This is a genomic window from Streptomyces sp. BRA346 (genome assembly GCF_052851135.1).
The window spans coordinates 73,518-95,876 of record NZ_JAIWIH010000024.1 but is presented as its reverse complement, the minus strand read 5'-3'; the positions used below and the strand labels follow the sequence as shown (position 1 = coordinate 95,876).

Sequence of the window (22,359 nt, the reverse complement as noted above, 5' to 3'; positions counted from 1 at the left end):
CATCGCCAGACCCTGCCCCCGAGGTCATGCCGATGTCTTGAGACACCCCATTCCGATGTCCTGAGCGAGCACACTGCCGAGCGCGCAGCAGCTCAGAGGCCCCTTCCGAACATCGGAAGGGGCCTCTGGCGTATGTGCTGACGTCAACGGTGACGGCAATGTCCTCGCCGATGGTGTTGACCAGGTGGGCCGCCGTCACTCTGGTGGTGGTGGCGGGGCCTGAGTAGGGTCCGGCCGCATGGGAGTGAACTTCAACGATCACTACCATCAGCTGCTGCTGAAGCAGGTGCCGGACGGGGCGCGGTCGGCGCTGGATGTCGGGTGCGGGACGGGGCGGTTCGCGCGGCTGCTCGCGGGGCGGGGGCTGGACGTCGAGGGGGTGGACGCCGACGCGGACGTCATCGCGGCGGCGCGGGAGGCCGGGGACGGCCCTCGGTACCGGCAGGTCGATGTGCGCGATGCGCATCTTCCGGAGGCCCACTACGGCTTCATCTCGTGCATCGCCAGCCTCCACCACATGCCGTTCGAGACGGTGCTGAGGTTGCGGAGGGCCCTTGCCCCGGGTGGGGTTCTGGCGGTGCTGGGGCTCTATCCGGTCAGGACGGTGACCGATTTCGTGTGGGCCCTCCCGGCGCGGTCCCTCCTCAAGGCCGACCGGAAGGCCGACCGGCTGCTGAGCGGGCGCCGCGCCGCTCCCTCCGTGCAGATCCCGATGGTCTGGCCGCCGCCGCTGTCGTACGCCGAGACGCGCGCCGAAGCCGCCCGCCTGCTGCCCGGTTCGACGGTGCGCCGTCTGCTGCTGTGGCGGTATCTGCTGGTGTACCGGGCTTAGCCCGCGGTGAAGGCGAGGTCGGCGGCGCGGGCGATGATCTCGATCTCGTCGCCCAGGGCCCATTCGGCGACGCGCGACACCATCGCCGCCGGTACGGCGTCGCTGATGTCCGCCGCCGCCGGGATGTCGTACGTCGCGTGGGCGTCGTGGGGCATGACCACCCGGTAGCCCAGCTCCAGGGCCGTGCGCGCCGTCGCGCTGACGCACATCTCGGACATCACCCCGCACACGGCCAGGGCCCGTACGCCCCGCCCGGTGAGCAGATCGCCCAGTCCCGTCTCGTAAAAGCCGTCGTCATCCGTCTTGCGGATCACGACCTCGCGATGGCTTTCGCGGACCGGCAGGTGCAGTTCCCAGCCCGGGGTCTTCGGTTCGTCGGGCGCACCCGCGGGGCCGTCGTTCTGGAGGTGGACGATGAGCGAGCCACCGGCGCGTGCCCGGGTGATCAGGTCGGTGAGCCGGTCGAGGAGCCGGGGTGCCTCGGGAACCGCGTCGGGGCCCGTGACGAAGGCGGACTGGACGTCGACCACGATCAGGGCCTGGGCGGGCGGCACGGGGTGTGGGGTCATGGAGCGATAATGCAGGACGGTCCCGCGACCAGGGCAGGGCCGGGGCGTTAGTGATGCGTTAGTGGCGTGCCACTGCGGTGTTAACAAGGCACCAGCGCGGATCGGCACGGTAGTTGGTGCGAGAGTCGCACCCATCGATCCAGGGGGATCCCATGTCGCACATCACGCTCACCAGCCGGGGCAAGGTCGTCGTCGCCACGATGGCGGCGGTGGCGGCCATGGGGGTTACGGCTTGTCAGGGCAGCGAGCCCAAGCCCGAGGGGAAGGCGCCCGTGTCCGCCGCCTCGCAGGCCGAGCAGGACGGTCAGGAAGGTCAGGACGGTCAGGGCACGCAGGACGGGCAGAACAGCGATGCCACGGGCTGGGCGGGCGGTGAGGACATCGGGTCGAAGGCCGGGAGCGCCGACAGCGCACGGTGCGAGTCCTCGTCGATGGGGCTGCGCGTGGGGCGGGCCGACATCGGGGCGGGCAACATCCGGTACTCACTGGTCTTCACCAACAAGGGGAGGAGCGCCTGCACCCTGAACGGATTCCCCGGGGCGTCGCTGCTGGCCAGGGACGGACAGAGGATCGGGAAGCCGGCCGAGCGGGAGGGGGCCAAGGGGAAGCCCGTCACGGTGCCCGCCGGGGGCAGCGCGCACGCCGTGCTGCACACGATCAACGACGGCCTCTCGGACAAGCCGTGTTGGAAGAGCGCCTCCCTGGTGCAGGCCTACCCGCCCGGGTCGAAGGAGGCCATGACCGCGCGGGTCTCCTCGGGGCTGCGGGTGTGCGGGGACGAGTTCACCGTGACGGCCGTGGAACCCGGGGCCGGGGCGTAGGCGGGTGCGTAGGTCCGGGCGTGCGGAACCGATTTCCCTCTGCGCGGCGAATGACGTAGTGTTGCATTCACCGACGCGGGGTGGAGCAGCTCGGTAGCTCGCTGGGCTCATAACCCAGAGGTCGCAGGTTCAAATCCTGTCCCCGCTACTTGAGATCGAGGGCCCGGTACCAGGGATGGTTCCGGGCCCTCGATCGTGGTGCCACGACCGTACGGTGATCCGTATGACTGATCCTGACGTCGTCCCGGTCCGTCGCTTCTGGCAGGAGCTCGGGCTGCCCGGACTCATCGACGTGCACACGCACTTCATGCCGAAGAACGTCCTGGACAAGGTCTGGGCGTACTTCGACGCGGTCGAGCCGCTGGTCGGCCTCGAGTGGCCCATCACCTACCGCCGGGACGAGGCCGAACGGCTCGCGACCATCCGGGAGTTCGGGGTGTTGGCCTTCACCTCGATGGTCTACCCGCACAAGCCCGGCATGGCGGCGTGGCTGAACGAGTGGGCCGCCGGGTTCGCCGCCCGTACGCCCGACTGTCTGCACACGGCGACCTTCTTCCCGGAGCCGGGCGTCGAGGAGTACGTGCGCGGGGCGCTGGACGGCGGGGCGCGGGTGTTCAAGTCGCATGTGCAGGTGGGGGCGTATGACCCGGGCGACGCGCTGCTCGACCCGGTGTGGGGGATGCTCGCCGACGCCGGGGCGCCCATCGTCATCCACTGCGGTTCGGGCCCGGCGCCCGGCAAGCACACCGGCCCCGAACCGGTGGCCCGGCTGCTGGCCCGGCATCCGCGGCTGCGGCTGGTCATCGCGCACATGGGGCTGCCGGAGTACGCGGACTTCCTGACGCTCGCGGAGCGGTACGAGGGGGTGCACCTGGATACGACGATGGCGTTCACCGACTTCTCCGAGAGCCACTGGCCGTTCCCGCCGGAGGAGCGGGGGCGGCTCGGCGCGCTCGGCGACCGGGTGCTGTTCGGGAGCGACTTCCCCAACATCCCGTACGGGTACGGGCACGCCCTGGAGGCCCTGACCCGGCTGGATCAGGACGACGCCTGGCTGCGGGGGGTGTGTCACGGGAACGCGGCGCGGCTGTTCGGCCTGTGACACACCCCGTCAGCCGGGCGTCAGCGGTCGCCGAGGGGAAGGGCCTCGGCCAGGGTGCGCCACTCCTCGCGGGGGAGAGTGACGAACGGTTCGGGGGTCACCACCTGCACCGCCAGGTGGTCCGCGCCCGCCTCCAGGAACGTGTCCACGCGACGCCGGATCGCTTCCGCGTCGCCCAGGGCGAAGACGGAGTTCACCAGGCGATCGCTGCCGCCGTCCGCGAAGTCCTTCTCCTCGAAGCCCCACCGCAGCAGGTTGTTGGTGTAGTTGGGCAGCTTCAGGTACATGGACAGGTAGGTGCGGGCGGTGGTGCGGGCGCGGTCGAGGTCGGTGTCGAGGACGACCTTGAGGTCCGGGGCGAGCAGGGCGCCGTCGCCCAGGATCTCCCGCGCCTCGGCCGTGAACTCCGGGGTGACCAGGTACGGATGGGCTCCCGCGGCGCGGTCGCGGGACAGCTCCAGCATCTTCGGGCCGAGGGCGGCCAGGACCCGCCGGGACGCGGGGACCGGGATCGGGGCGGAGTCCAGGTCCGTCAGATAGTCCCGCATCGCCGAGTACGGACGCTTGTACCGCTCACCGGCGAGCGCGCTGTGGCTGACGCCCAGGCCCAGGACGAAACGGCCCGGGTGGGCCGCGTCGATGGCGGCGTACCGATCGGCCACGTGGGCGGCCGAGTGGTCCCAGATGCTGAGGATGCCGGTCGCGACGGTGATCCGGTCGGTAGCCTCCAGGAGGGCCGCGGCCTGGTCCGCGCTGGGGCTGCCGCCGAACCAGACGGCGCCGTACCCGAGTGCGTCCAGCTCGGCCGCCGCCTCGCTGATCTCCTGCGCCGAGCGGGACTCCGTGACCCGCAGGGCCGCGGTCCAGATGCCGATCTTGCCAAGGGCGGGTTGAGTAGCCATACCCCCATCGAACCGGAGGGTGAGTCCGTCTATTCCCGGAACACGGGCTGTTCACCCGTCCGGGTCATCCCCCTGGACCCCTCCCCTCAGGGGCCTTCTCGGGGCCATCCGGGGCCGTTCCAGGGGCCGTTGCCGGGGCCACAGGATTCTCAGGTTATTCACAGGCAGCCGAAAGGAAGCTCTCAGACCGTCGCCGGAAGCTGACGTTCATGATGGCGACCTCGCCCCATGGGCGTACCGAGCTGCTGCGACCCGACGGGAGCCCCGTCAGGGTGCTGGTTGTGGACGACGAGTCGGCCCTCGCCGACCTGCTGTCGATGGCGCTGCGCTACGAGGGCTGGGAGGTGCGGACCGCGGGCGACGGCGCCGAGGCGATCCGTACGACCCGTGAGCTGCGCCCCGACGCGGTCGTCCTCGACGTCATGCTGCCCGACATGGACGGGCTCACCGTCCTGGGCCGGCTGCGCCGCGAGCTGCCCGAGGTGCCGGTGCTGTTCCTGACCGCGCGGGACGCGGTCGAGGACCGGATCGCGGGGCTGACGGCGGGCGGCGACGACTACGTGACCAAGCCGTTCAGCCTGGAGGAGGTCGTCGCCCGGCTGCGCGGGCTGCTGCGCAGGTCGGGGGCGGCGGCCGCGCGCAGCGAATCCGTGCTGGCAGTTGGCGACCTGGTGCTGGACGAGGACAGCCACGAGGTGTCGCGGGCGGGTCAGGAGATCCACCTCACCGCGACCGAGTTCGAGCTGCTGCGCTATCTGATGCGCAACCCGCGCCGGGTGCTCAGCAAGGCGCAGATCCTGGACCGGGTGTGGAGTTACGACTTCGGCGGCCAGGCCAACGTCGTCGAGCTGTACATCTCGTATCTGCGGCGCAAGATCGACGCGGGCCGCAGCCCGATGATCCACACCCGGCGCGGCGCCGGGTATCTGATCAAGCCCGGGGAGTAGGCACCGTGGCGCACCCGACCCCGCCGTCCCAGGCCGCTCCGGCGCGGCCCCCGCGCGCCAGGAAGAACGCCCGGACCGCCGCCCGGCGGCCCTGGTCGCTGCGCACCCGCCTGGTCGTCTCGGCGGTGTCGTTGATCGCCGTGGTCTGCGCGGTGATCGGCACGGTCACGACGATCGCCCTGAAGTCGTACCTGGAGGGCCAGGTCGACAACGACCTGCGCTCGTCGGTGGGCGGCGCCATGCGCAAGGTGAGCGAGGAGCGGAACCCGGCCGACCCGCGCACCCCGGAGAGCAGCATCTTCTTCCTCAACGGGCCCGGGCAGCCCATCGGAACCGCCGGGGCGCGGCTCGGGACGGACGGCAAGGCGATCAAGTCCGGCAAGAGCAACGACGAGCCCATGCTGCCGGACTTCTCGAACGCCGCGCAGCGGGTGGACAAGCTGACGAGCAGCCAGGAGAAGGCGCTCACCGCCATCCCCCTCGACGACCGGGTGCACGCCGTCGACCTCCCCGGCCTCGGCAGCTACCGGGCCGTGGCCAAGTGGAACCCGAGGGACGGCGGGATCATCCTCGCCTTCCCGCTCAACCAGACCCAGGACACCGTCAACACCCTCATCCTGGTCGAGGTCTGCGTCGCCGCCGCCGGACTGGTCGCGGCCGGGCTCGCCGGGGCCACCATGGTCGGCATCTCGCTGCGCCCGCTGCGCCGGGTGGCCGCGACCGCGACCCGGGTCTCGGAGCTGCCGCTGCACAGCGGCGAGGTGGCGCTGCGGGAACGGGTCCCGGCCTCCGAGGCCGATCCGCGGACCGAGGTCGGCCAGGTCGGGGCGGCGCTGAACCGCATGCTGGGGCACATCGAATCGGCGCTGGCGGCCCGCCAGGAGAGCGAGACGCGGGTGCGGCAGTTCGTCGCCGACGCCAGCCATGAGCTGCGGACCCCGCTCGCCTCGATCCGCGGCTACGCCGAGCTGACCCGCCGCGGCCGCGAGGAGATCGGGCCCGACACCCGGCATGCGCTGGGGCGGGTGGAGTCCGAGGCCGGGCGGATGACCGGGCTGGTGGAGGATCTGCTGCTGCTGGCCCGGCTGGACGCGGGGCGGCCGCTGGAGTACGCCGAGGTGGACCTGTCCCCGCTGGTGGTGGACGCGGTCAGCGACGCGCGGGCGCTCGGTTCCGACCATCGGTGGCGGCTGGAGCTGCCCGACGAACCCGCGCTCGTCCACGGCGACTCGGCGCGGCTGCACCAGGTCCTGGTCAACCTGCTGGGCAACGCCCGTAACCACACCCCGGCCGGGACGACCGTCACCGCGCGCGTGCTGTGGGGCGGCCCTCACACCTCGCCGCGCCCGTCGCCGTACCTGGCCCCGTACGGCATGGTGCACGGACCGTCGTACGGGCCCGCGAACGGTCCGAGCAGCGACAACCACAGCGGCAGCGGCTTCGGGCCCGGCTCGCCGGGCCCCTTCGGCCACGACGCGTCGCCGCCCGGGAACAGCGGCACCCCTTATGCGGCGCCGTACGGATCCCCGTACGCCATGGCGCAGGCGACGGGGCACCCCGGCACCTCCGGGCCGCCGCAGCCGTCCTCGTACCTCTCGCTCCAGATCGAGGACGACGGCCCCGGCATTCCGCCCGATCTGCTGCCGCACGTCTTCGAGCGCTTCGCGCGCGGTGACGCCTCACGCTCGCGTACCGCGGGCAGCACCGGGCTGGGGCTGGCCATCGTGCACGCGGTGGTCGCCGCGCACGACGGCCAGGTGACGGTGGACAGCGTGCCGGGGCGCACCGTGTTCGGCGTCCATCTCCCTGTTCACCAGGGCGTAACGCACTCACAGCCAGGCCACAGGCTGACCACACAGCCGTGACAGCGCCGCTCGCGAATGTCGTTCCATGCGAATCGACACCCCTCTCGAGGCGCCGCCCGAGACACCCCTTCAGACCCTGCCCGCGCGCCGGCACATCGTGGTCGACCGCAGCCGCCCGGTGCTCGACGTCGTGATCCCCGTCTACAACGAGGAGGCGGACCTCGAGCGGTGTGTGCGACGGCTCCACGACCATCTGACGCGGACCTTTCCCTACCGATTCCGGATCACCATCGCGGACAACGCCAGTACGGACCGCACGCCCCATGTGGCGGCCTACCTGGACGACACCGTCGAGGAGGTGACGGCGGTCCGGCTGGAGCAGAAGGGCCGCGGGCGGGCGCTGCGCACCGTGTGGACGCTGTCCGAGGCGCCGGTGCTCGCCTACATGGACGTCGATCTGTCCACCGACCTCAACGCGCTGCTGCCGCTGGTGGCCCCGCTGATCTCCGGCCACTCGGACCTGGCGATCGGGTCGCGGCTGTCACGCAGTTCGCGCGTCGTACGCGGCACCAAGCGGGAGTTCATCTCGCGCGCGTACAACCTGATCCTGCGGGGCAGCCTGGCCGCCCGCTTCTCCGACGCCCAGTGCGGCTTCAAGGCGATCCGCAAGGACGTCGCGGAGCGGCTGCTGCCGATGGTCGAGGACACCGGGTGGTTCTTCGACACGGAGATGCTGGTGCTGGCCGAGCGGGCGGGGCTGCGCATCCACGAGGTGCCGGTGGACTGGGTCGACGACCCGAACAGCACCGTGCACATCGTGAAGACGGCCACCGACGACCTGAAGGGCGTCTGGCGGGTGGGGCGCGCGCTGGCCACCGGCGCGCTCCCGCTGGACCGGCTGCGCCGCCCGTTCGGTGACGATCCGCGCGACCGGGAACTGAGCGGCGTGCCGGGCGGACTGGCCCGCCAGCTCGTCGGGTTCTGCGTGGTGGGCGGGCTGTCCACGCTGGTGTATCTGGCCCTGTACACGCTCTTCCGGCTCGGTACGGGCCCCCAGGTGGCCAACGCGCTGGCGCTGCTGCTGTCCGCGCTCGGCAACACCGCGGCCAACCGGAGGCTCACCTTCGGCGTACGCGGCCGGGACCGGGCGATCCGCCACCAGGCCCAGGGGCTGGTCGTCTTCGGCATCGGCCTCGTGCTGACCAGCGGCTCCCTGGCCGCCCTCGACAGCGCCCCCGGCTCCCCTTCGCACGGCACCGAACTGGCCGTGCTCATCGCGGCCAACCTCGCCGCGACCGTACTGCGCTTCCTGCTCTTCCGGGCCTGGGTCTTCCCGTCGGACAGCGGGGCCATCACCGACCACGACCCGAGGACCAACCGATGACGACCTACGACCACGGCCCCCGGGACGCCGGTCCGCCGCCCCTTCCCGCGGCCCCTCCCCACGTTGCTCCCGCTGCCCCTCCTGCTCCCGCCGCGTCTCCTGTTCCCGCAGCTCCCGGCGGCTCGCGCCTGGCGCGGGCGTGGCGGGGCCGTCCGGAGGACCCCCGCTGGGCGCGGCCCGCGCTGTGGGCCCTGCTCGCCGTGACCACCGTCCTCTACCTGTGGAGCCTGGGCGCGTCCGGCTACGCGAACCAGTTCTACTCGGCCGCCGTGCAGGCGGGCAGCGAAAGCTGGAAGGCGTTCTTCTTCGGCTCCTCGGACGCCGCGAACTCCATCACCGTCGACAAGCCCCCGGCCGCGCTGTGGCCGATGGCCCTCTCGGTGCGCATCTTCGGCCTGTCGTCGTGGGCGATCCTCGTCCCCGAGGCGCTGATGGGCGTCGCGACGGTCGGCGTGCTCTACGCGGCCGTACGCCGCCGGTTCAGCGCGGCCGCCGGGCTTATCGCGGGCGGCGTGCTCGCGGTGACCCCGGTCGCGGCGCTGATGTTCCGCTTCAACAACCCCGACGCGCTGCTGTGCCTGCTCATGGTCGCGGCCGTCTACTGCGTGCTGCGCGCGCTGGAGGACGCCCGGACGAAGTGGCTGGTGCTGGCCGGGATCTGCTTCGGCCTCGGCTTCCTCACCAAGACGCTCCAGGCGTGGCTGATCCTGCCGCCGCTCGCCGTGGTGTACGCGGTGTGCGCCCCGGCGAAGCTCGGTCGGCGGATCGGGCAACTGCTGCTCGCGGGGCTCGCGATGGTGGTCTCCGGCGGCTGGTGGGTCGCGATCGTCGAGCTGTGGCCCGCGTCGTCCCGGCCGTACATCGGCGGCTCGCAGAACAACAGCTTCCTGGAGCTGACCTTCGGCTACAACGGCCTGGGCCGGATCAACGGCAACGAGACCGGTAGCGTCGGCGGCGGTGGCCGGGGCGGCGGTGGCGGCGGCGGGATGTGGGGCGAGACCGGTATCGACCGGCTCTTCGGCTCCGACATGGGCGGTCAGATCGCCTGGCTGCTGCCCGCGGCGTTCATCCTGCTGGTGGCGGGGCTGTGGCTGACCTGGCGGGCCAAGCGGACGGACACCCGGCGCGCGGCGTTCCTGGTCTGGGGCGGGGCGCTGCTGATCACGTTCGCGACGTTCAGCTTCATGTCCGGGATCTTCCACCAGTACTACAACATCGCCCTCGCGCCGTACATCGCGGCGATCGTGGGCATGGGCGCGACGATGCTGTGGGAGCGGCGGGGGCAGGCCGAGGGCCGCGTCGGTACGACGGCCTCGGTGGTGCTCGCCGTCACCGCCGCGGTCACGGCCTCCTGGTCGTACGTGCTGCTGGGCCGGTCCGCGGACTGGCACCCGTGGCTGCGCTGGGTGGTGCTGATCGCCGGGCTGACGGCCGCGGTCGGGCTGCTGTTCGCGGCACGGCTGGGACGGACGCTCGCGCTGGGCGTGGCCGCGCTCGGTCTCGCGGCGGCGCTGGCCGGGCCGGTGGCGTACACGCTGAACACGGTGGAGACGCCGAAGAGCGGCTCGATCATCACGGCCGGTCCCACGGTGTCGGGCGGCATGGGCGGCCCCGGCGGCGGTCCGGGCGGTGGCCGTCCCGGCGGCGGGCGCATGGGCGGCCCGCCGGGGATGCAGGGCGGCCAGCAGGGTCAGGGCCAGGGTCAGCAAGGCCAGCCGGGCCAGGGCCGGCAGGGCATGCCGGGCGGTGGTCCCGGCGGCGGCTTCCCGGGCGGCGGCCAGCAGCAGAACGGCAACGCCAACGGCAACGCCAACGGCAACGGCAATGCCCAGGGTCGGCCAGGTCAGGGCCAGGGTCAGCAGGGCCAGGGCAACGGCCAGAACCAGGGCCGGAACGGTCAGCAGGGCATGATGCCCGGCGGTACGGGCGAAGGCGGCCGACGCGGCATGGGCGGCGGTGGCATGGGCGGGCTGCTCAACGGCCAGCAGGTCAACGCCAAGGTGAAGGCGAAGCTGGAGAAGGACGCCGACGACTACACCTGGGTCGCGGCGGCCATCGGCTCGCAGAACGCCGCGAGCTACCAGCTCGCCACCCAGGACCCGGTGATGGCCATCGGCGGCTTCAACGGCAGCGACCCGTCGCCGACCCTCGCCCAGTTCAAGGAGTACGTGAAGCAGGGGAAGATCCACTACTTCCTCTCCTCGGGCACCGGTATGGGCGGCGGCCCGGGCGGTGGGAGCAACGGCACCTCCTCCAAGATCACCACCTGGGTCGAGGCGAACTACAAGAAGGTCACCGTGGGCAGCACCACGCTCTACGACCTGACGCAGAAGAAGTCCTCCAGCTGACGCCTTCAGCCCCGTCCGTACGGGCCGGCGGCCGCGTTCCCCCGCGGCCACCGGCCCGTACCCGTATGGACGCACGGGGACGCGCGGGCGCGGAAATTCGCTGTACGGCGTACAGTGGCACTTGTACGGTGTAAGCCAAACGCGTAGCCATGCACCGTACACACGTCTCCCTGGAGTGCCCATGACGGCCTCGACCGCCGATACCGGACCGGCCGCCCCACCCGGCGCCACCTCCGGTGGTCATCCCCAGCGCTGGCTGATCCTCGCGGTGATCTGCCTCGCCCAGCTCACGGTGCTGCTGGACAACACGATCCTCAACGTGGCGGTCCCCTCCCTCGCCCGGGAGATGGACGCGACCACCGCCGACATCCAGTGGATGATCAACGCCTATTCGCTGGTCCAGTCCGGACTGCTGCTCAGCGCGGGCAGCGCCGCCGACCGCTACGGCCGCAAGAAGATGCTGGTCGCGGGGCTCGCCCTGTTCGGGGTTGGCTCGCTGGTCGCGTCGATGGCGCAGGGGGCCGGTCAGCTCATCGCCGCCCGCGCCGGGATGGGCGTCGGTGGCGCGCTGCTCATGACCACGACGCTCGCCGTCGTGGTGCAGATCTTCGACGACACCGAGCGGACCAGGGCGATCGGCGTGTGGGGCGCGGTCAGCTCGCTCGGCTTCGCCGCCGGACCGCTCATCGGCGGCGGTCTGCTGGAGCACTTCTGGTGGGGCTCGATCTTCCTCATCAACCTCCCGGTCGCCCTGCTCGGCCTCGCCGCCGTGGTCTGGCTCGTTCCCGAGTCCAAGAACCCGACCGGCGACCGGCCCGATCTGCTCGGCGCGCTGCTCTCCACGGTCGGCATGACCGGGGTGGTGTTCGCCATCATCGCCGGGCCCGAGCACGGCTGGACCTCGACCCGGGTGCTGCTGTCCGCCTTCGTCGGCGTCGCCGTGCTGACCGGGTTCGCGCTGTGGGAACGTCATATCCCCTATCCGATGCTGGACATGCACTTCTTCCGTAACCGCTCCTTCGTGGGCGCCGTCGCGGGCGGCATCCTCGTCGCGTTCGGCATGGGCGGTTCGCTCTTCCTGCTCACCCAGCACCTTCAGTTCGTGCTCGGCTACGACGCGCTGGACGCGGGGCTGCGCACCGCGCCGCTCGCCCTGGTGATCGTGGCCCTGAACCTCACCGGTGTCGGGGCCCGGCTGCTGCCGAAGCTCGGCACGCCGCTGATGATCGTCACCGGCATGGGGCTGCTCGCGCTCGGCCTCGCACTCATCGCGGTCCTCGGCGCGGACGGCTACGGCGGGATGCTGCTGGGCCTGGTCGTGATGGGGTCCGGTATCGCGTTCGCCATGCCCGCGATGGCGAACGCCATCATGTCGGCCATCCCGCCGGAGAAGGCCGGGGTGGGCGCGGGGGTCAACGGCACCCTCACCGAATGCGGCAACGGGCTCGGCGTCGCGGTCCTGGGCGCGGTGCTGAACTCCCGCTTCGGCTCGCTGCTGCCCGCGGCCGCCGCCGGAGCGGGCTCGCTCCCGGCCGCCGTCGCCGCGGCCCGCACCCCCGAGGACCGGGCGGCCGTCAGGGACGCCTTCGCCTCCGGGGTGGAGACCAGCCAGCTGGTCGGCGCGGCGGCCGTGCTCGCCGGTGGGGTGCTGGCCGCGCTGCTGCTGCGTCGTGCCGAGCGATCTTCACAGACGCCGTCCGCGGCATAGCATCGGACCTGTATGACCCGTCGCGCATCGTGTCCGCCTGAGACGCGGCAGCAGCGCAGCGAAGAAGGAGAGCCGCCATGGCAACCGGCAGCCGTGTCACCCGCCCACGGTCCAGCGTCTGGCTCTCCGAGCGCAAGGCCCCCAAACGCAAGGGCGATCAGCAGCCGGTCGGTCTCGACCATGTGAAGATCATCGCGGCGACCGTCCGGCTGCTGGACGCCGAGGGGCTCGCGGGCTTCTCCATGCGCCGGCTGGCGGCGGATCTGGGGGTCACCGCCATGTCGGTCTACTGGTACGTGGAGACCAAGGACCATCTGCTCGAACTCGCCCTCGACGCCGTCATGGGAGAGATGGCCCTCCCCGCGGAGGCCGTCCAGCCCGCCGAGCAGCTGGAACACCTGCCCACCGAGCCCCGGGACTGGCGCGATCAGCTGCGCCAACTCACCTCCGAATACCGCCAGTTGCTGGTGCGCCACCCCTGGCTGTCCCCGCTGCTGGGGGAGTACTTCAACATCGGGCCGAACGCGATGGCCTTCTCCAACGCCGCGCAGCGGGTGATGCGCAACAGCGGGCTCCCGGACGACAAGATCACCAGTGCGCTCTCCCTCGTCTACCAGTTCGTCTACGGCTTCAGCACCATCGAGGGCCGCTTCTCCGCCCTCTGCCGGACACTGGGCGTCACCCAGGACGAGCTGCTGGACGAGGTGATGAGCTCGGTCGAGGAGCGCCCGGAGTTCGACGAATCGCGCAAGACCATGGAAGCGAGCCGCGGGCAGACCGTCGAGGAGATGCGCAATCGGGAGTTCACCATCGCGCTGGACTTCGCGATCGCGGGCATCGAGGCCCTGCGGGATGCCCCCTAGCCCGCACCCGCACCCACGAGCGGGCGGCGCGGCGGTCATGCCGCCGCCGGAAGCTCCTCGCCCTGGACCGCCTGTATGTCAAGTTCCACCCGCAGGGTGGTACCGATCGCCGCGATGCCCGCCGCGACCACCTGGTTGTAGTTCATCGCGAAGTCCTCGCGGCGCAGCTCCGCGGTCGCCCGGAAGGCCGCCCGCACCCCGCCCCAGGGGTCGGGGCCCGTGCCCAGATACGTCAGATCCAGGTCCACGTCCCGCACCACACCGTGCATGGACAGCTCACCGTGCACCGTCCACCGGTCCGGTCCGGCCGCGCTCAGATGCGTGCTCTGGTAGGTGAGGACCGGGAACTGCTCCACGTTCAGGAAGTCGGGCGACTTCAGATGGCCGTCCCGCATCGTGTTTCCGGTGTCGATGCTGGCCGCCTGGATCACCGCCTCGACCCGCGACTTCTCGATGTCCTCGGCGATCTCGATCTGTCCGCCGAAGTCCGTGAACCGCCCGTGCACGCTGGAGATCCCCAGGTGCTGTGCGACGGCCCCCACCGTCGAATGCGCGGGATCCAGCGTCCACGCCCCGGGCGGCGGCAGCTCCACCCCGCCCTGCCGGGCCAGCACCACCGTGCCCACGTCGGCGCGCCCGGCCGTGGTGACGATGGCCGTCGACGCCACCGGTGCGTAGCCCACTGCCGTGGCGATGATCGTGTACGGACCGGGCGGCAGCGGCTCCTGGCTGCGCACCGAACCGTCCTCGGTGGCCTGGGCGCGCAGCACCTGCCCGCCCGTCATATCGGTGACGGTCAGCACCGCGTGCTGCACCGCCCATCCGTCGCGGGTGAGGATCCGGGCTCGCAGCCCCGCTCCCCCGCCTGCTCCTGCCCCAGTCGTCGTCATGCCGTGCGTCGTCTCCTGCTCCCGTGCTGCTGGGTCTTCCGCGCCCGGACCGGGCAGCGGTGTGAGGCCGTCCCCTGCCTGATGTACACCGCTGCCCGGCTCCGGGTTCCGGGTCCGGCGGAATGCGTGCCGCCCGGACCGGGGCGGGGGCGCGTCTCCGCTCTGCGCACGCCCCCGCCCCGGGGTTCTCAGTCGCCGGGGTGGGCGAGTTCGACGTCGTGTCCGTCGATCCCGTGCCCGGCGACCGTGAGGTTGCCCGCGACCGGCGGGTAGCCGCTCGCGATGACCGTGTAGTCGCCCGCGTCCAGGTCGGTGAAGGCGTACGCGCCGTCCTCCCCGGTGGTGGCGGTGGCGACCACGTTCCCGGCCGCGTCGACCAGCGTGACCCGCGCGTCCGGCAGCGGGCGGCGGTCGGCCCCGGCCCGTATGGTGCCCTGCACCCGGGCGCCGGCCTGGAGCGCGATCTCCAGCCGGGTCAGGCCCTGGGAGCCGACCTCGACGGGGAGCGCGGCGGGCCGGTGGCCGGGCGCGTTCACCGCGACCGTGAAGGTCCCGGCGACCAGTTCCTCGAAGCTGAACTCGCCCCGCTCACCGGTCTTGCCGGTGGCCAGCACCTCGCCGCGGACGTCGGTGACCACGACCATCGCCGCGTCCACCGGCTGCCCGTCGTCGGCGCCGCGCACGGTGCCCACGAGCCCGCTGGTGGCCGCCAGCACGATGTCGAAGCCGAGCGGCTCGTCGCCGACGACGACCGTGGACGCCTGCGGCTGGTGTCCGTCGGCGGCCGCGATCAGCACGTACGAGCCGGAGCCCGGGGCGTCCAGGGCGTACGAGCCGTCGCTGTGCGCCACGGAACGGCCGAGCTGCCGCCCGGCGAGCGAGATCAGCGTCACCGCGGCGCGCGGCACGGCGCCGCCGTCCCCGTTCCGCACGAAGCCGTGCACGCCCTGCCGGGGCTGGTGCCCGGCCCCGCCGTCACCGGCCGAGGCGAACGCCGCGAGGCGCTGCGGGGCGACCGCGGCGGCCGTCGCGCGGTCGGCGTCCGAGGCGGACAGATCGGCGGACGGGGCGCCCACCAGGGCGGGCTCCGGCTCCTCGGTCCGGTCGGGGCCGGTCACGGCGTCCGCGGGGGCGGGCGCCGACTCGGCGGCCGCGGCGGGCGCTTGCGCGTCGGGAGCGGAGTTGGCGTGGGTACGCAGCGCGACCTCCTTGATGAAGAGGGTCAGCAGGAAGGCGAGCAGCGCGGTCGGCGCGGCGTACAGGAAGACGTCCCCGATGCCGTGCCCGTAGGCGCTCTCCATGATCGTGCGCATGGGCTCCGGCAGTGCCTTCACATCGGGGATGCCCCCGCCGCCGGTGCCGCCGTGGCCCATCGCCCGGCCCTTGGGGCCCAGTTCGGCGAGGCCGTCCTTGACGTAGTGGGTGACCCGGTTGGCCAGCACGGCGCCGAGCGCCGAGACGCCGATCGCGCCGCCCAGGGAGCGGAAGAAGGTGACGACGGAGCTGGCCGCACCGAGGTCCTGCGGAGCCACCTGGTTCTGGGTGGCCAGCACCAGGTTCTGCATCATCATGCCGATGCCGAGGCCCATGAGAGCCATGAAGATCGACATGCGCCAGTACGGGGTGTCGTACCGGATGGTGCCCAGCAGCCCGAGGCCCGCCGTCACCAGCGCGCCGCCGCAGACCAGCCATGCCTTCCAGCGACCGGTCTTGGTGATGATCTGACCGGAGATGGTCGAGGAGACGAACAGGCCGCCGATCATCGGGATGGTCATGAGGCCGGACATCGTCGGCGTCTTGCCGCGCGCCAGCTGGAAGTACTGGCTGAAGAAGACGGTGCCGGTGAACATCGCGATACCGACGAAGAGGGAAGCCAGCGAGGCGAGGGTGATCGTCTTGTTGCGGAACAGCCGCAGCGGAATGATCGGTTCGCTCGCCTTGGACTCGACCAGGATGAAGAGCAGGCCGAGCACGAGCGAGCCGCCGACCATCGTGTAGGTCTGCCAGGAGAGCCAGTCGTACTTGTCACCGGCGAAGGTCACCCAGATGAGCAGCAGCGATACCGCGGCGCTGATGAAGAAGGCGCCGCCCCAGTCGACCTTGACGTCCCGCTTGACGACCGGGAGCTTCAGGGTCTTCTGGAGCACGATCAGTGCGATGACGGCGAACGGGACGCCCACGTAGAAGCACCAGCGCCAGCCCAGCCAGTCGGTGTCCGTGATCACGCCGCCCAGCAGCGGACCGCCGACGGTCGCGACGGCGAAGGTCGCGCCGAGGTAGCCGCTGTAGCGGCCGCGCTCGCGCGGGGAGATCATCGCGGCCATGACGATCTGGGCGAGGGCGGAGAGTCCGCCGACGCCGATGCCCTGAACCACCCGGCAGGCGATCAGCATGCCGGGGTTCTGCGACAGACCGGCGACCACCGAGCCCGCGACGTAGATCACCAGGGCTATCTGGACCAGCAGCTTCTTGCTGAAGAGGTCGGCGAGCTTGCCCCACAGCGGGGTGGTGGCCGTCATGGCCAGCAGGGTTGCGGTGACCACCCAGGTGTAGGAGGACTGGCTGCCGTTGAGGTCAGCGATGATCTCGGGTAGCGCGGCAGAGACGATCGTCGACGACAGGATCGCGACGAACATCCCGAGCAGCAGCCCGGACAGCGCCTCCATGATCTGCCGGTGGGTCATCGGTGCCGCGGCGTCGGCACCGTGGCCGTGGGGGCCGCGGTGTCCTCCTCCGCCCTGCTTGGCGTGGGCGGGGTGCCCCGCGGGTCCCCGCACACCGCCGTCCGGTGTGGTCGTTGCCATGTATGTCCTTAACTTTGCGAAGGTGTACGGGTGGTGCTGTCCGCCTGGTGCGGCAGGAGCCGGTGCCGGGTGTCACCGAAGCTCGTCCGCAGCCGGGCGAGAAGTTCATTGAGGCGGCCGACGTCGTCGTCCGACCAGTCGCTCAGACAGCGTGCGAGCGCCTCCGTGTAGCGCTCGGATACCTGACTGAGCAGCTCCAATCCGCTCGCGTTGATGCTCAGCAGCCGCGAGCGCCGGTCGAGCGGATCGGGCTTGCGGTCCACCCAGCCGCGATCGGCGACATGGGCCACATGGCGACTGGTGACCGACATGTCGATGCCGAGCAGCTCGGCGAGTTTGCTCATGCGCATCTCGCCGTAGCGCTCGAGGAGCATGAGGACGACGGCCGATCCGGCCGGGCAGTCGGCCGGGAGGGAGCGGCCCAGGCCGCGCTTGACGGTGCCGATGGCGCTGAGCTGACGGGCCAGCTCTTCGTACTGACTCTGCGCTGCCATCGCACCTCCTGGACTTTAGGTTGCTTTAGGCAACCATAGAAGAAGTTAGTTGCTACAGGCAAATGACAGGGTGGGTTGGGTGGTAAATTCCCCTTAAAGGCTTGTCCTCTTATCGGTCAAATGGGGTCACTGAGATGTGAGGTGCCTGGAGTGACCCAGGGGTGGGCGGGAATCCGCTCGTTCGCTAGGGTCTGGGCCCATGGCGAACAACCCCCAGAGCCCCAACGGCAACCAGGATCAGGCCGGCTCCACCCAGATGTTCCGCGCGTTCGTCGACGAGGGCGGACGGCAGCCGCAGACGGCCGCCTCCGCGAGCGGCGGCTCGCGGTTCGGCGTGATCGCCGGCGTGGTCGCCGCGATCGTCATCGTCGCGGCGGTGGCCTGGCTGGCGCTGGGCTGATCCATCGGGCCCGCCAGGCATCGGGTCCCCCGCCAGGTACTCACGACACCTCTGGTGTCCCGGACTCCCGGGGCTTCGGCGGCTTCGGGGGCTTCCACGGCTTCCAGTCGACGGAGACGTCCCGGGTCTCGATGTGCATGCCCAGCGGAACCCGCCAGGCGTCCACACACACCTTCCAGCTCCGCGTGCGCTTCTGACCCGCGCCGATCGGCGCGGGCAGCTTCCTCTTCGACTCCAGCGTCGCCCAGTCGAGGCCGAGCGCGTCGATGACGTGCGTCGACAGCGTCACCGTGCCCGATATGACGGGCAGTCCACCGGTGTTGCGGAACTCGACGCTCACCTTCTCGCACCAGCGCTCGTCGGTCGCCGTGCGCTCGGGGCCGCCGACCTTCAGGGCGGCCGGTTTCCCGGGCGTGGAGGGCGAGGGCGACGTGGTGCCGGGCGGGGACGAGGGGGCGGGCTCGTCGTTCGTGCGTCCGTCCCCCGGGGCGCCGCCGCTGCTCCGGTCGTCCGCATCCGGTGAGCCGGTGTCCGGGGGCCGCGATGACGCCGAGGGCGCGGGCGTATCGGTCTCCGCGCCGGACCCGGTGGTGGACCCGGCGGTGGGGGAACCGCTCGCGTCCGTACCGGCCGTCCCCGGGGTCCCGCCCGGCCCGCTCCTGCCGTCCGTACGGCCGCGCGCGCCGGGGTCGTCGCCCTGGTCCAGCGGCACCAGGTCGACGCCGCCCTCCGGAGGGACGGCCTTCGTCGGGGCCCGCCCGTCACCGGGCCCGGCCGCCCCGGTCGCGACATGGCCCTCGCCGCCTCCGGCGCAGCCGGTGAGCAGTGCGCCCAGGCACAGCGCGGCCGCCGAGGAGGCGATCGCCGTGCCTCGGCGGCCGGTTGTCCGGCTCGTCCGGCTCCCTGCGGGTCGCATCGGGCCAGTGTGGCTGACGGCCCGTCAGGAGTACAGGGTCAGTCCGCGATGAGGCCCTCGCGCAGCTGGGCCAGGGTCCGGGTGAGCAGCCGGGAGACGTGCATCTGGGAGATCCCGACCTCCTCGCCGATCTGGGACTGCGTCATGTTGGCGAAGAAGCGGAGCATGATGATCTGGCGCTCGCGCGGGGGCAGTTTGGCGAGCAGCGGCTTCAGCGACTCGCGGTACTCCACGCCCTCCAGGGCGCTGTCCTCGTACCCGAGCCGGTCGGCCAGCGAGCCCTCGCCGCCCTCGTCCTCCGGGGAGGGGGAGTCCAGCGAGGACGCGGTGTAGGCATTGCCCACCGCGAGCCCGTCGACCACGTCCTCCTCGGAGACGCCGAGTGCCGTGGCCAGCTCGGTGACGGTCGGGGAGCGGTCGAGGCTCTGGGACAGCTCGTCGCTGGCCTTCGTCAGCGCCAGCCGCAGCTCCTGAAGCCGCCGCGGCACGCGCACCGACCAGCTGGTGTCGCGGAAGAAGCGCTTGATCTCGCCGACGACGGTCGGCATCGCGAAGGTCGGGAATTCCACCCCGCGTTCGCAGTCGAAACGGTCGATGGCCTTGATCAGACCGATCGTGCCGACCTGGACGATGTCCTCCATGGGCTCGTTGCGGCTGCGGAACCGGGCCGCCGCGTAGCGCACCAGCGGAAGGTTCAGCTCGATGAGCGTGTCACGTACATAGCCGGCTTCCTCGCTGTCCCGGTCGAGTGCGGCAAGCCGCAGGAACAGGGAGCGGGAGAGGGTGCGGGTGTCGATGGCGTCGCAGTCGTCAAGCACGTGCGGTGCGTCGTTGGTGAGCACCTTCGAGCTGCCCAGTTCTACGGACATGCCACCCCCTTGAGGTCGCGGACGGATCCCAGTTGCGCTCTCCGCGTTCAAGCGCAGCCTTCCCCTGAATACCGGAGGTCGGGCCGCGGCAAACGCGACTCCAGCAGAATGTCACATGTCGGCAACACGCTGTAGCGCCATGTCGACATTACAGCGCCGAAGGGGCGGGACGGGGGTCCCTCGTCACGATGACGGTTCGATCCGATTTGCGGATCTCAGCCTGGCGAAGCTGCGGGACAGCAGCCGGGACACATGCATCTGTGAGACACCCAGTTCGGCGCTGATCTGAGATTGAGTCAGATTGCTGTAGTAACGGAGCAAAAGAATACGCTGCTCGCGCTCGGGCAGCTGTACGAGGAGATGGCGCACCAAGTCGCGGTGCTCGACTCCGGCGAGCGCCGGGTCCTCGTAGCCGAGCCGGTCGACCAGTCCCGGCAGTCCGTCGCCCTCCTGGGCGGCCTCCAGCGAGGTGGCGTGGTACGAGCGCCCGGCCTCGATGCAGGCCAGCACCTCGTCCTCGCCCAGCCCCAGCCGCTCGGCGATCTCGGCGGTGGTGGGTGAGCGGCCGTGCAGCACGGTCAGGTCCTCGGTCGCGCCGTTGACCTGCACCCACAGCTCGTGCAGCCGACGCGGTACGTGCACGGTGCGGACGTTGTCGCGGAAGTAGCGCTTGATCTCGCCGACGACGGTCGGCATCGCGAAGGTGGGGAACTGGACGCCGCGGTCCGGGTCGAACCGGTCGATCGCGTTGATCAGGCCGATCGTGCCGACCTGGATCACGTCCTCCATGGGCTCGTTGCGGCTGCGGAAGCGGGCGGCGGCGTAGCGGACCAGCGGCAGATTGGCCTCGATCAGCGCATCGCGCACCCGGTTGTGCTCGGGGGTGCCGGGGGTGAGGCCGGACAGCTCGGCGAAGAGCACCTGGGTGAGGGCTCTGGCGTCAGCCCCGCGGCTTCTGCCGCTCTCGCTGCCGCCGTCACCTGTGCCGCCATCGCCTCGGGGCGGGGTTCTGGGCGCGGTACGGGCCGACACGGTCACGCCACCCCTTCACGATGTACTCACCCGGCAAAGCGGTCATAGCATCACAAGACATGTGCACTGTGTGCAAGCACCGCTTTACTACGTGTTGGTGGCGAAATTGCCCCATAGTGGGACAGGTGCTTCCGTCGGTACTCGGAAGGCGGAGCCGGTGATCACCCGGGTGCTGACCCCGGGTGGCCGGTCAGTTGACGAGTTCGCTCATGAACTCACCGACGCTCTTCGCGGCCTCCGATATGCCCTCGAACCCCACCTGGACGAGATCGGCCGCTCGCGCCGGGGTTTGGATGATCGTGTACAGCACGAAGACGATCAGCATGTAGAGCGCGATTTTCTTCGCTTGGGCCATCTTCGTACTGCCTCTCCCGCCGTGTCCCCTGAGGTCATCGCGGCGGAGTCTATCCACACCGCACAAACATCAGTCTTATCAGTCCGATCATCTGGCAGGTGATCCACAGGTGCGGACTCCGTGGAGTGGGCGCCCGGGCGACGATGGGTGGACTCTGGAGAGGGGCGGGCATCGAAGGCCGTGGAGGGAGGCGGAGATGCGGGTGGGTGTGCTGACGGGTGGTGGCGACTGCCCTGGGCTGAACGCGGCGATCCGCGGCATCGTCCGCAAGGGCGTCGAGGTGCACGGCTTCGACTTCGTCGGCGTGCGGGACGGCTGGCGCGGCGCCCTCGACGGCGGGATCGTGCCGCTGGACGTGCCGGCCGTGCGCGGCATCCTGCCCCGCGGCGGGACCATCCTGGGCTCCTCCCGCACCAATCCGCTGGCGAGCGAGGACGGGGTGCACCGGGTCCGGGAGACGCTCGCCGACTTCGATGTGGACGCGCTGATCGCCATCGGTGGCGAGGACACGCTCGGGGTCGCCGCGGCCCTCGCGGACGAGGGGATCCGCGTGGTCGGCGTGCCCAAGACCATCGACAACGACGTCGCGGGCACCGACAGCACCTTCGGCTTCGACACCGCGGTCAACATCGCCACCGAGGCCATCGACCGGCTGCACACCACCGCCGAGTCCCACACCCGCACCCTGGTCGTCGAGGTGATGGGCCGCCACGCGGGCTGGATCGCCCTGTACTCGGGCATCGCGGGCGGCGCCAACGTCATCCTCATCCCCGAGCAGCCCTTCGACGTCGACCAGGTCTGCGGCTGGGTGGAGAACCGCTTCAAGATCAGGTACGCGCCGATCGTGGTGGTGGCGGAGGGGGCCGTGCCGAAGGAGGGTCAGATGGTGGTCAAGGACTCGGCGCTGGACGAGTTCGGCCATGTGCGGCTGTCCGGCGTCGGGGAATGGCTCGCCCGGGAGATAGCCGACCGCACCGGTAAGGAGGCCCGCACCACCGTGCTCGGGCACATCCAGCGCGGCGGTACGCCCAGCGCCTTCGACCGCTGGCTGGCCACCCGCTTCGGGCTGCGCGCGGTCGACGCGGTGAAGGAGCGGGAGTTCGGCGTCATGGTCGCGCTGCGCGGTACGGACATCGTGCGCGTACCGCTCGCCGAGGCCGCGGCCGGGATCAGGACCGTCGACCCCGCGCTCTACGCCGAGTTCGGCGTGTTCTTCGGCTGAGGGGGGTGGGGGATCGGAGATGGGGTGACGGGGGCTGGGCCGACATGGGCTGTGAAGGGCTGAGGGGGCTGGGCCGACATGGGCTGAGAGGGCTGG

The 22,359-nt window shown here is 71.2% G+C and carries 20 protein-coding genes and 1 tRNA gene; 12 read left to right on the top strand and 9 right to left on the bottom strand.

What is annotated here, in order from left to right; all coding sequences use genetic code 11:
* Positions 1-238: 238 nt before the first annotated feature.
* Complete coding sequence (locus LCH29_RS27125) at positions 239-832, top strand: class I SAM-dependent methyltransferase (protein ID WP_446464336.1); 594 nt, start codon at positions 239-241, stop codon at positions 830-832.
* Here the strand turns inward: LCH29_RS27125 and LCH29_RS27120 are convergent.
* Positions 829-1,401, bottom strand: a complete 573-nt coding sequence (locus LCH29_RS27120) for an isochorismatase family protein (RefSeq protein WP_446464335.1) — start codon at positions 1,399-1,401, stop codon at positions 829-831. The two genes, LCH29_RS27125 and LCH29_RS27120, sit on opposite strands and share 4 nt — an antisense overlap.
* Before the next feature lie 152 nt (positions 1,402-1,553).
* Between LCH29_RS27120 and LCH29_RS27115 the strand changes: the two genes are divergently transcribed.
* The 3 genes from LCH29_RS27115 to LCH29_RS27105 all read left to right on the top strand — a co-directional run bounded on the left by LCH29_RS27115 (position 1,554) and on the right by LCH29_RS27105 (position 3,324).
* Positions 1,554-2,222, top strand: a complete 669-nt coding sequence (locus LCH29_RS27115; RefSeq protein WP_446464334.1) for a DUF4232 domain-containing protein — start codon at positions 1,554-1,556, stop codon at positions 2,220-2,222.
* Between the two features lie 74 nt (positions 2,223-2,296).
* A tRNA-Met gene (locus LCH29_RS27110) sits at positions 2,297-2,370 on the top strand.
* 75 nt (positions 2,371-2,445) lie between these two features.
* Positions 2,446-3,324, top strand: coding sequence for an amidohydrolase family protein (locus LCH29_RS27105; RefSeq protein ID WP_446464333.1), 879 nt, complete (start codon positions 2,446-2,448; stop codon positions 3,322-3,324).
* A 20-nt stretch (positions 3,325-3,344) separates the two neighbouring features.
* Here the strand turns inward: LCH29_RS27105 and LCH29_RS27100 are convergent, their stop codons facing one another.
* Positions 3,345-4,226, bottom strand: a complete 882-nt coding sequence (locus tag LCH29_RS27100; protein WP_446464332.1) for an LLM class F420-dependent oxidoreductase — start codon at positions 4,224-4,226, stop codon at positions 3,345-3,347.
* 209 nt (positions 4,227-4,435) lie between these two features.
* On the opposite strand from LCH29_RS27100, the gene LCH29_RS27095 reads away from it, so the two are divergent.
* The 6 genes from LCH29_RS27095 to LCH29_RS27070 all read left to right on the top strand — a co-directional run bounded on the left by LCH29_RS27095 (position 4,436) and on the right by LCH29_RS27070 (position 13,281).
* Positions 4,436-5,173 carry a response regulator transcription factor gene (locus tag LCH29_RS27095; protein WP_039938430.1) on the top strand — a complete coding sequence of 246 codons (738 nt, stop codon included), beginning with the start codon at positions 4,436-4,438 and terminating at the stop codon, positions 5,171-5,173.
* A gap of 98 nt (positions 5,174-5,271) precedes the next feature.
* Entirely contained in the window at positions 5,272-7,038 is a 1,767-nt protein-coding gene (locus LCH29_RS27090) for a sensor histidine kinase (RefSeq protein WP_446464338.1), read from the top strand.
* 25 nt (positions 7,039-7,063) lie between these two features.
* Positions 7,064-8,362, top strand: coding sequence for a glycosyltransferase (locus LCH29_RS27085; RefSeq protein WP_446464331.1), 1,299 nt, complete (start codon positions 7,064-7,066; stop codon positions 8,360-8,362).
* Positions 8,359-10,710: an ArnT family glycosyltransferase gene (locus tag LCH29_RS27080; protein ID WP_446464330.1), complete on the top strand. Its 2,352-nt coding sequence runs from the start codon at positions 8,359-8,361 to the stop codon at positions 10,708-10,710. Before LCH29_RS27085 ends, LCH29_RS27080 begins: the two co-directional genes overlap by 4 nt.
* A 181-nt stretch (positions 10,711-10,891) precedes the next feature.
* Positions 10,892-12,418, top strand: coding sequence for an MFS transporter (locus LCH29_RS27075; RefSeq protein WP_446464329.1), 1,527 nt, complete (start codon positions 10,892-10,894; stop codon positions 12,416-12,418).
* Between the two features lie 77 nt (positions 12,419-12,495).
* Entirely contained in the window at positions 12,496-13,281 is a 786-nt protein-coding gene (locus tag LCH29_RS27070; RefSeq protein WP_446464328.1) for a TetR/AcrR family transcriptional regulator, read from the top strand.
* A 35-nt stretch (positions 13,282-13,316) separates the two neighbouring features.
* Here LCH29_RS27070 and LCH29_RS27065 read toward each other — a convergent pair whose 3' ends face one another.
* From LCH29_RS27065 to LCH29_RS27055, 3 genes are all read right to left on the bottom strand, one after another.
* Positions 13,317-14,171, bottom strand: coding sequence for a YceI family protein (locus LCH29_RS27065; protein WP_446464327.1), 855 nt, complete (start codon positions 14,169-14,171; stop codon positions 13,317-13,319).
* 188 nt (positions 14,172-14,359) lie between these two features.
* On the bottom strand, positions 14,360-16,975 hold the full coding sequence (locus LCH29_RS27060; protein ID WP_446464326.1) for an MFS transporter: 2,616 nt from the start codon (positions 16,973-16,975) through the stop codon (positions 14,360-14,362).
* 8 nt (positions 16,976-16,983) lie between these two features.
* A complete protein-coding gene (locus tag LCH29_RS27055) occupies positions 16,984-17,469 on the bottom strand; it encodes a MarR family winged helix-turn-helix transcriptional regulator (RefSeq protein ID WP_446464325.1) in 486 nt (161 codons plus the stop codon).
* A 199-nt stretch (positions 17,470-17,668) separates the two neighbouring features.
* Between LCH29_RS27055 and LCH29_RS27050 the strand changes: the two genes are divergently transcribed.
* Positions 17,669-17,869, top strand: a complete 201-nt coding sequence (locus LCH29_RS27050) for a hypothetical protein (RefSeq protein ID WP_446464324.1) — start codon at positions 17,669-17,671, stop codon at positions 17,867-17,869.
* 40 nt (positions 17,870-17,909) lie between these two features.
* Here the strand turns inward: LCH29_RS27050 and LCH29_RS27045 are convergent, their stop codons facing one another.
* The 4 genes from LCH29_RS27045 to LCH29_RS27030 form a co-directional block, all read right to left on the bottom strand.
* Positions 17,910-18,785 (bottom strand): hypothetical protein, encoded by an 876-nt coding sequence (locus LCH29_RS27045; protein ID WP_446464323.1) that lies wholly within the window; start codon positions 18,783-18,785, stop codon positions 17,910-17,912.
* A 38-nt stretch (positions 18,786-18,823) separates the two neighbouring features.
* Positions 18,824-19,654: an RNA polymerase sigma factor SigF gene (locus LCH29_RS27040; protein ID WP_123104616.1), complete on the bottom strand. Its 831-nt coding sequence runs from the start codon at positions 19,652-19,654 to the stop codon at positions 18,824-18,826.
* 183 nt (positions 19,655-19,837) lie between these two features.
* Positions 19,838-20,692 carry an RNA polymerase sigma factor SigF gene (locus LCH29_RS27035; RefSeq protein ID WP_446464322.1) on the bottom strand — a complete coding sequence of 285 codons (855 nt, stop codon included), beginning with the start codon at positions 20,690-20,692 and terminating at the stop codon, positions 19,838-19,840.
* A gap of 184 nt (positions 20,693-20,876) precedes the next feature.
* Positions 20,877-21,041: a hypothetical protein gene (locus tag LCH29_RS27030; protein WP_009716632.1), complete on the bottom strand. Its 165-nt coding sequence runs from the start codon at positions 21,039-21,041 to the stop codon at positions 20,877-20,879.
* 196 nt (positions 21,042-21,237) lie between these two features.
* Between LCH29_RS27030 and LCH29_RS27025 the strand changes: the two genes are divergently transcribed.
* Entirely contained in the window at positions 21,238-22,263 is a 1,026-nt protein-coding gene (locus LCH29_RS27025) for a 6-phosphofructokinase (RefSeq protein WP_123104620.1), read from the top strand.
* Positions 22,264-22,359 lie beyond the last annotated feature (96 nt).

Bases quoted from the DNA above. Each gene is read 5' to 3' on its own strand.
- LCH29_RS27125 (WP_446464336.1), top strand. From the start codon at position 239: ATGGGAGTGAACTTCAACGATCACTACCATCAGCTGCTGCTGAAGCAG.
- LCH29_RS27120 (WP_446464335.1), bottom strand. From the start codon at position 1,401: ATGACCCCACACCCCGTGCCGCCCGCCCAGGCCCTGATCGTGGTCGAC.
- LCH29_RS27115 (WP_446464334.1), top strand. From the start codon at position 1,554: ATGTCGCACATCACGCTCACCAGCCGGGGCAAGGTCGTCGTCGCCACG.
- LCH29_RS27105 (WP_446464333.1), top strand. From the start codon at position 2,446: ATGACTGATCCTGACGTCGTCCCGGTCCGTCGCTTCTGGCAGGAGCTC.
- LCH29_RS27100 (WP_446464332.1), bottom strand. From the start codon at position 4,226: ATGGCTACTCAACCCGCCCTTGGCAAGATCGGCATCTGGACCGCGGCC.
- LCH29_RS27095 (WP_039938430.1), top strand. From the start codon at position 4,436: ATGATGGCGACCTCGCCCCATGGGCGTACCGAGCTGCTGCGACCCGAC.
- LCH29_RS27085 (WP_446464331.1), top strand. From the start codon at position 7,064: ATGCGAATCGACACCCCTCTCGAGGCGCCGCCCGAGACACCCCTTCAG.
- LCH29_RS27080 (WP_446464330.1), top strand. From the start codon at position 8,359: ATGACGACCTACGACCACGGCCCCCGGGACGCCGGTCCGCCGCCCCTT.
- LCH29_RS27075 (WP_446464329.1), top strand. From the start codon at position 10,892: ATGACGGCCTCGACCGCCGATACCGGACCGGCCGCCCCACCCGGCGCC.
- LCH29_RS27070 (WP_446464328.1), top strand. From the start codon at position 12,496: ATGGCAACCGGCAGCCGTGTCACCCGCCCACGGTCCAGCGTCTGGCTC.
- LCH29_RS27065 (WP_446464327.1), bottom strand. From the start codon at position 14,171: ATGACGACGACTGGGGCAGGAGCAGGCGGGGGAGCGGGGCTGCGAGCC.
- LCH29_RS27060 (WP_446464326.1), bottom strand. From the start codon at position 16,975: ATGGCAACGACCACACCGGACGGCGGTGTGCGGGGACCCGCGGGGCAC.
- LCH29_RS27055 (WP_446464325.1), bottom strand. From the start codon at position 17,469: ATGGCAGCGCAGAGTCAGTACGAAGAGCTGGCCCGTCAGCTCAGCGCC.
- LCH29_RS27050 (WP_446464324.1), top strand. From the start codon at position 17,669: ATGGCGAACAACCCCCAGAGCCCCAACGGCAACCAGGATCAGGCCGGC.
- LCH29_RS27045 (WP_446464323.1), bottom strand. From the start codon at position 18,785: ATGCGACCCGCAGGGAGCCGGACGAGCCGGACAACCGGCCGCCGAGGC.
- LCH29_RS27040 (WP_123104616.1), bottom strand. From the start codon at position 19,654: ATGTCCGTAGAACTGGGCAGCTCGAAGGTGCTCACCAACGACGCACCG.
- LCH29_RS27030 (WP_009716632.1), bottom strand. From the start codon at position 21,041: ATGGCCCAAGCGAAGAAAATCGCGCTCTACATGCTGATCGTCTTCGTG.
- LCH29_RS27025 (WP_123104620.1), top strand. From the start codon at position 21,238: ATGCGGGTGGGTGTGCTGACGGGTGGTGGCGACTGCCCTGGGCTGAAC.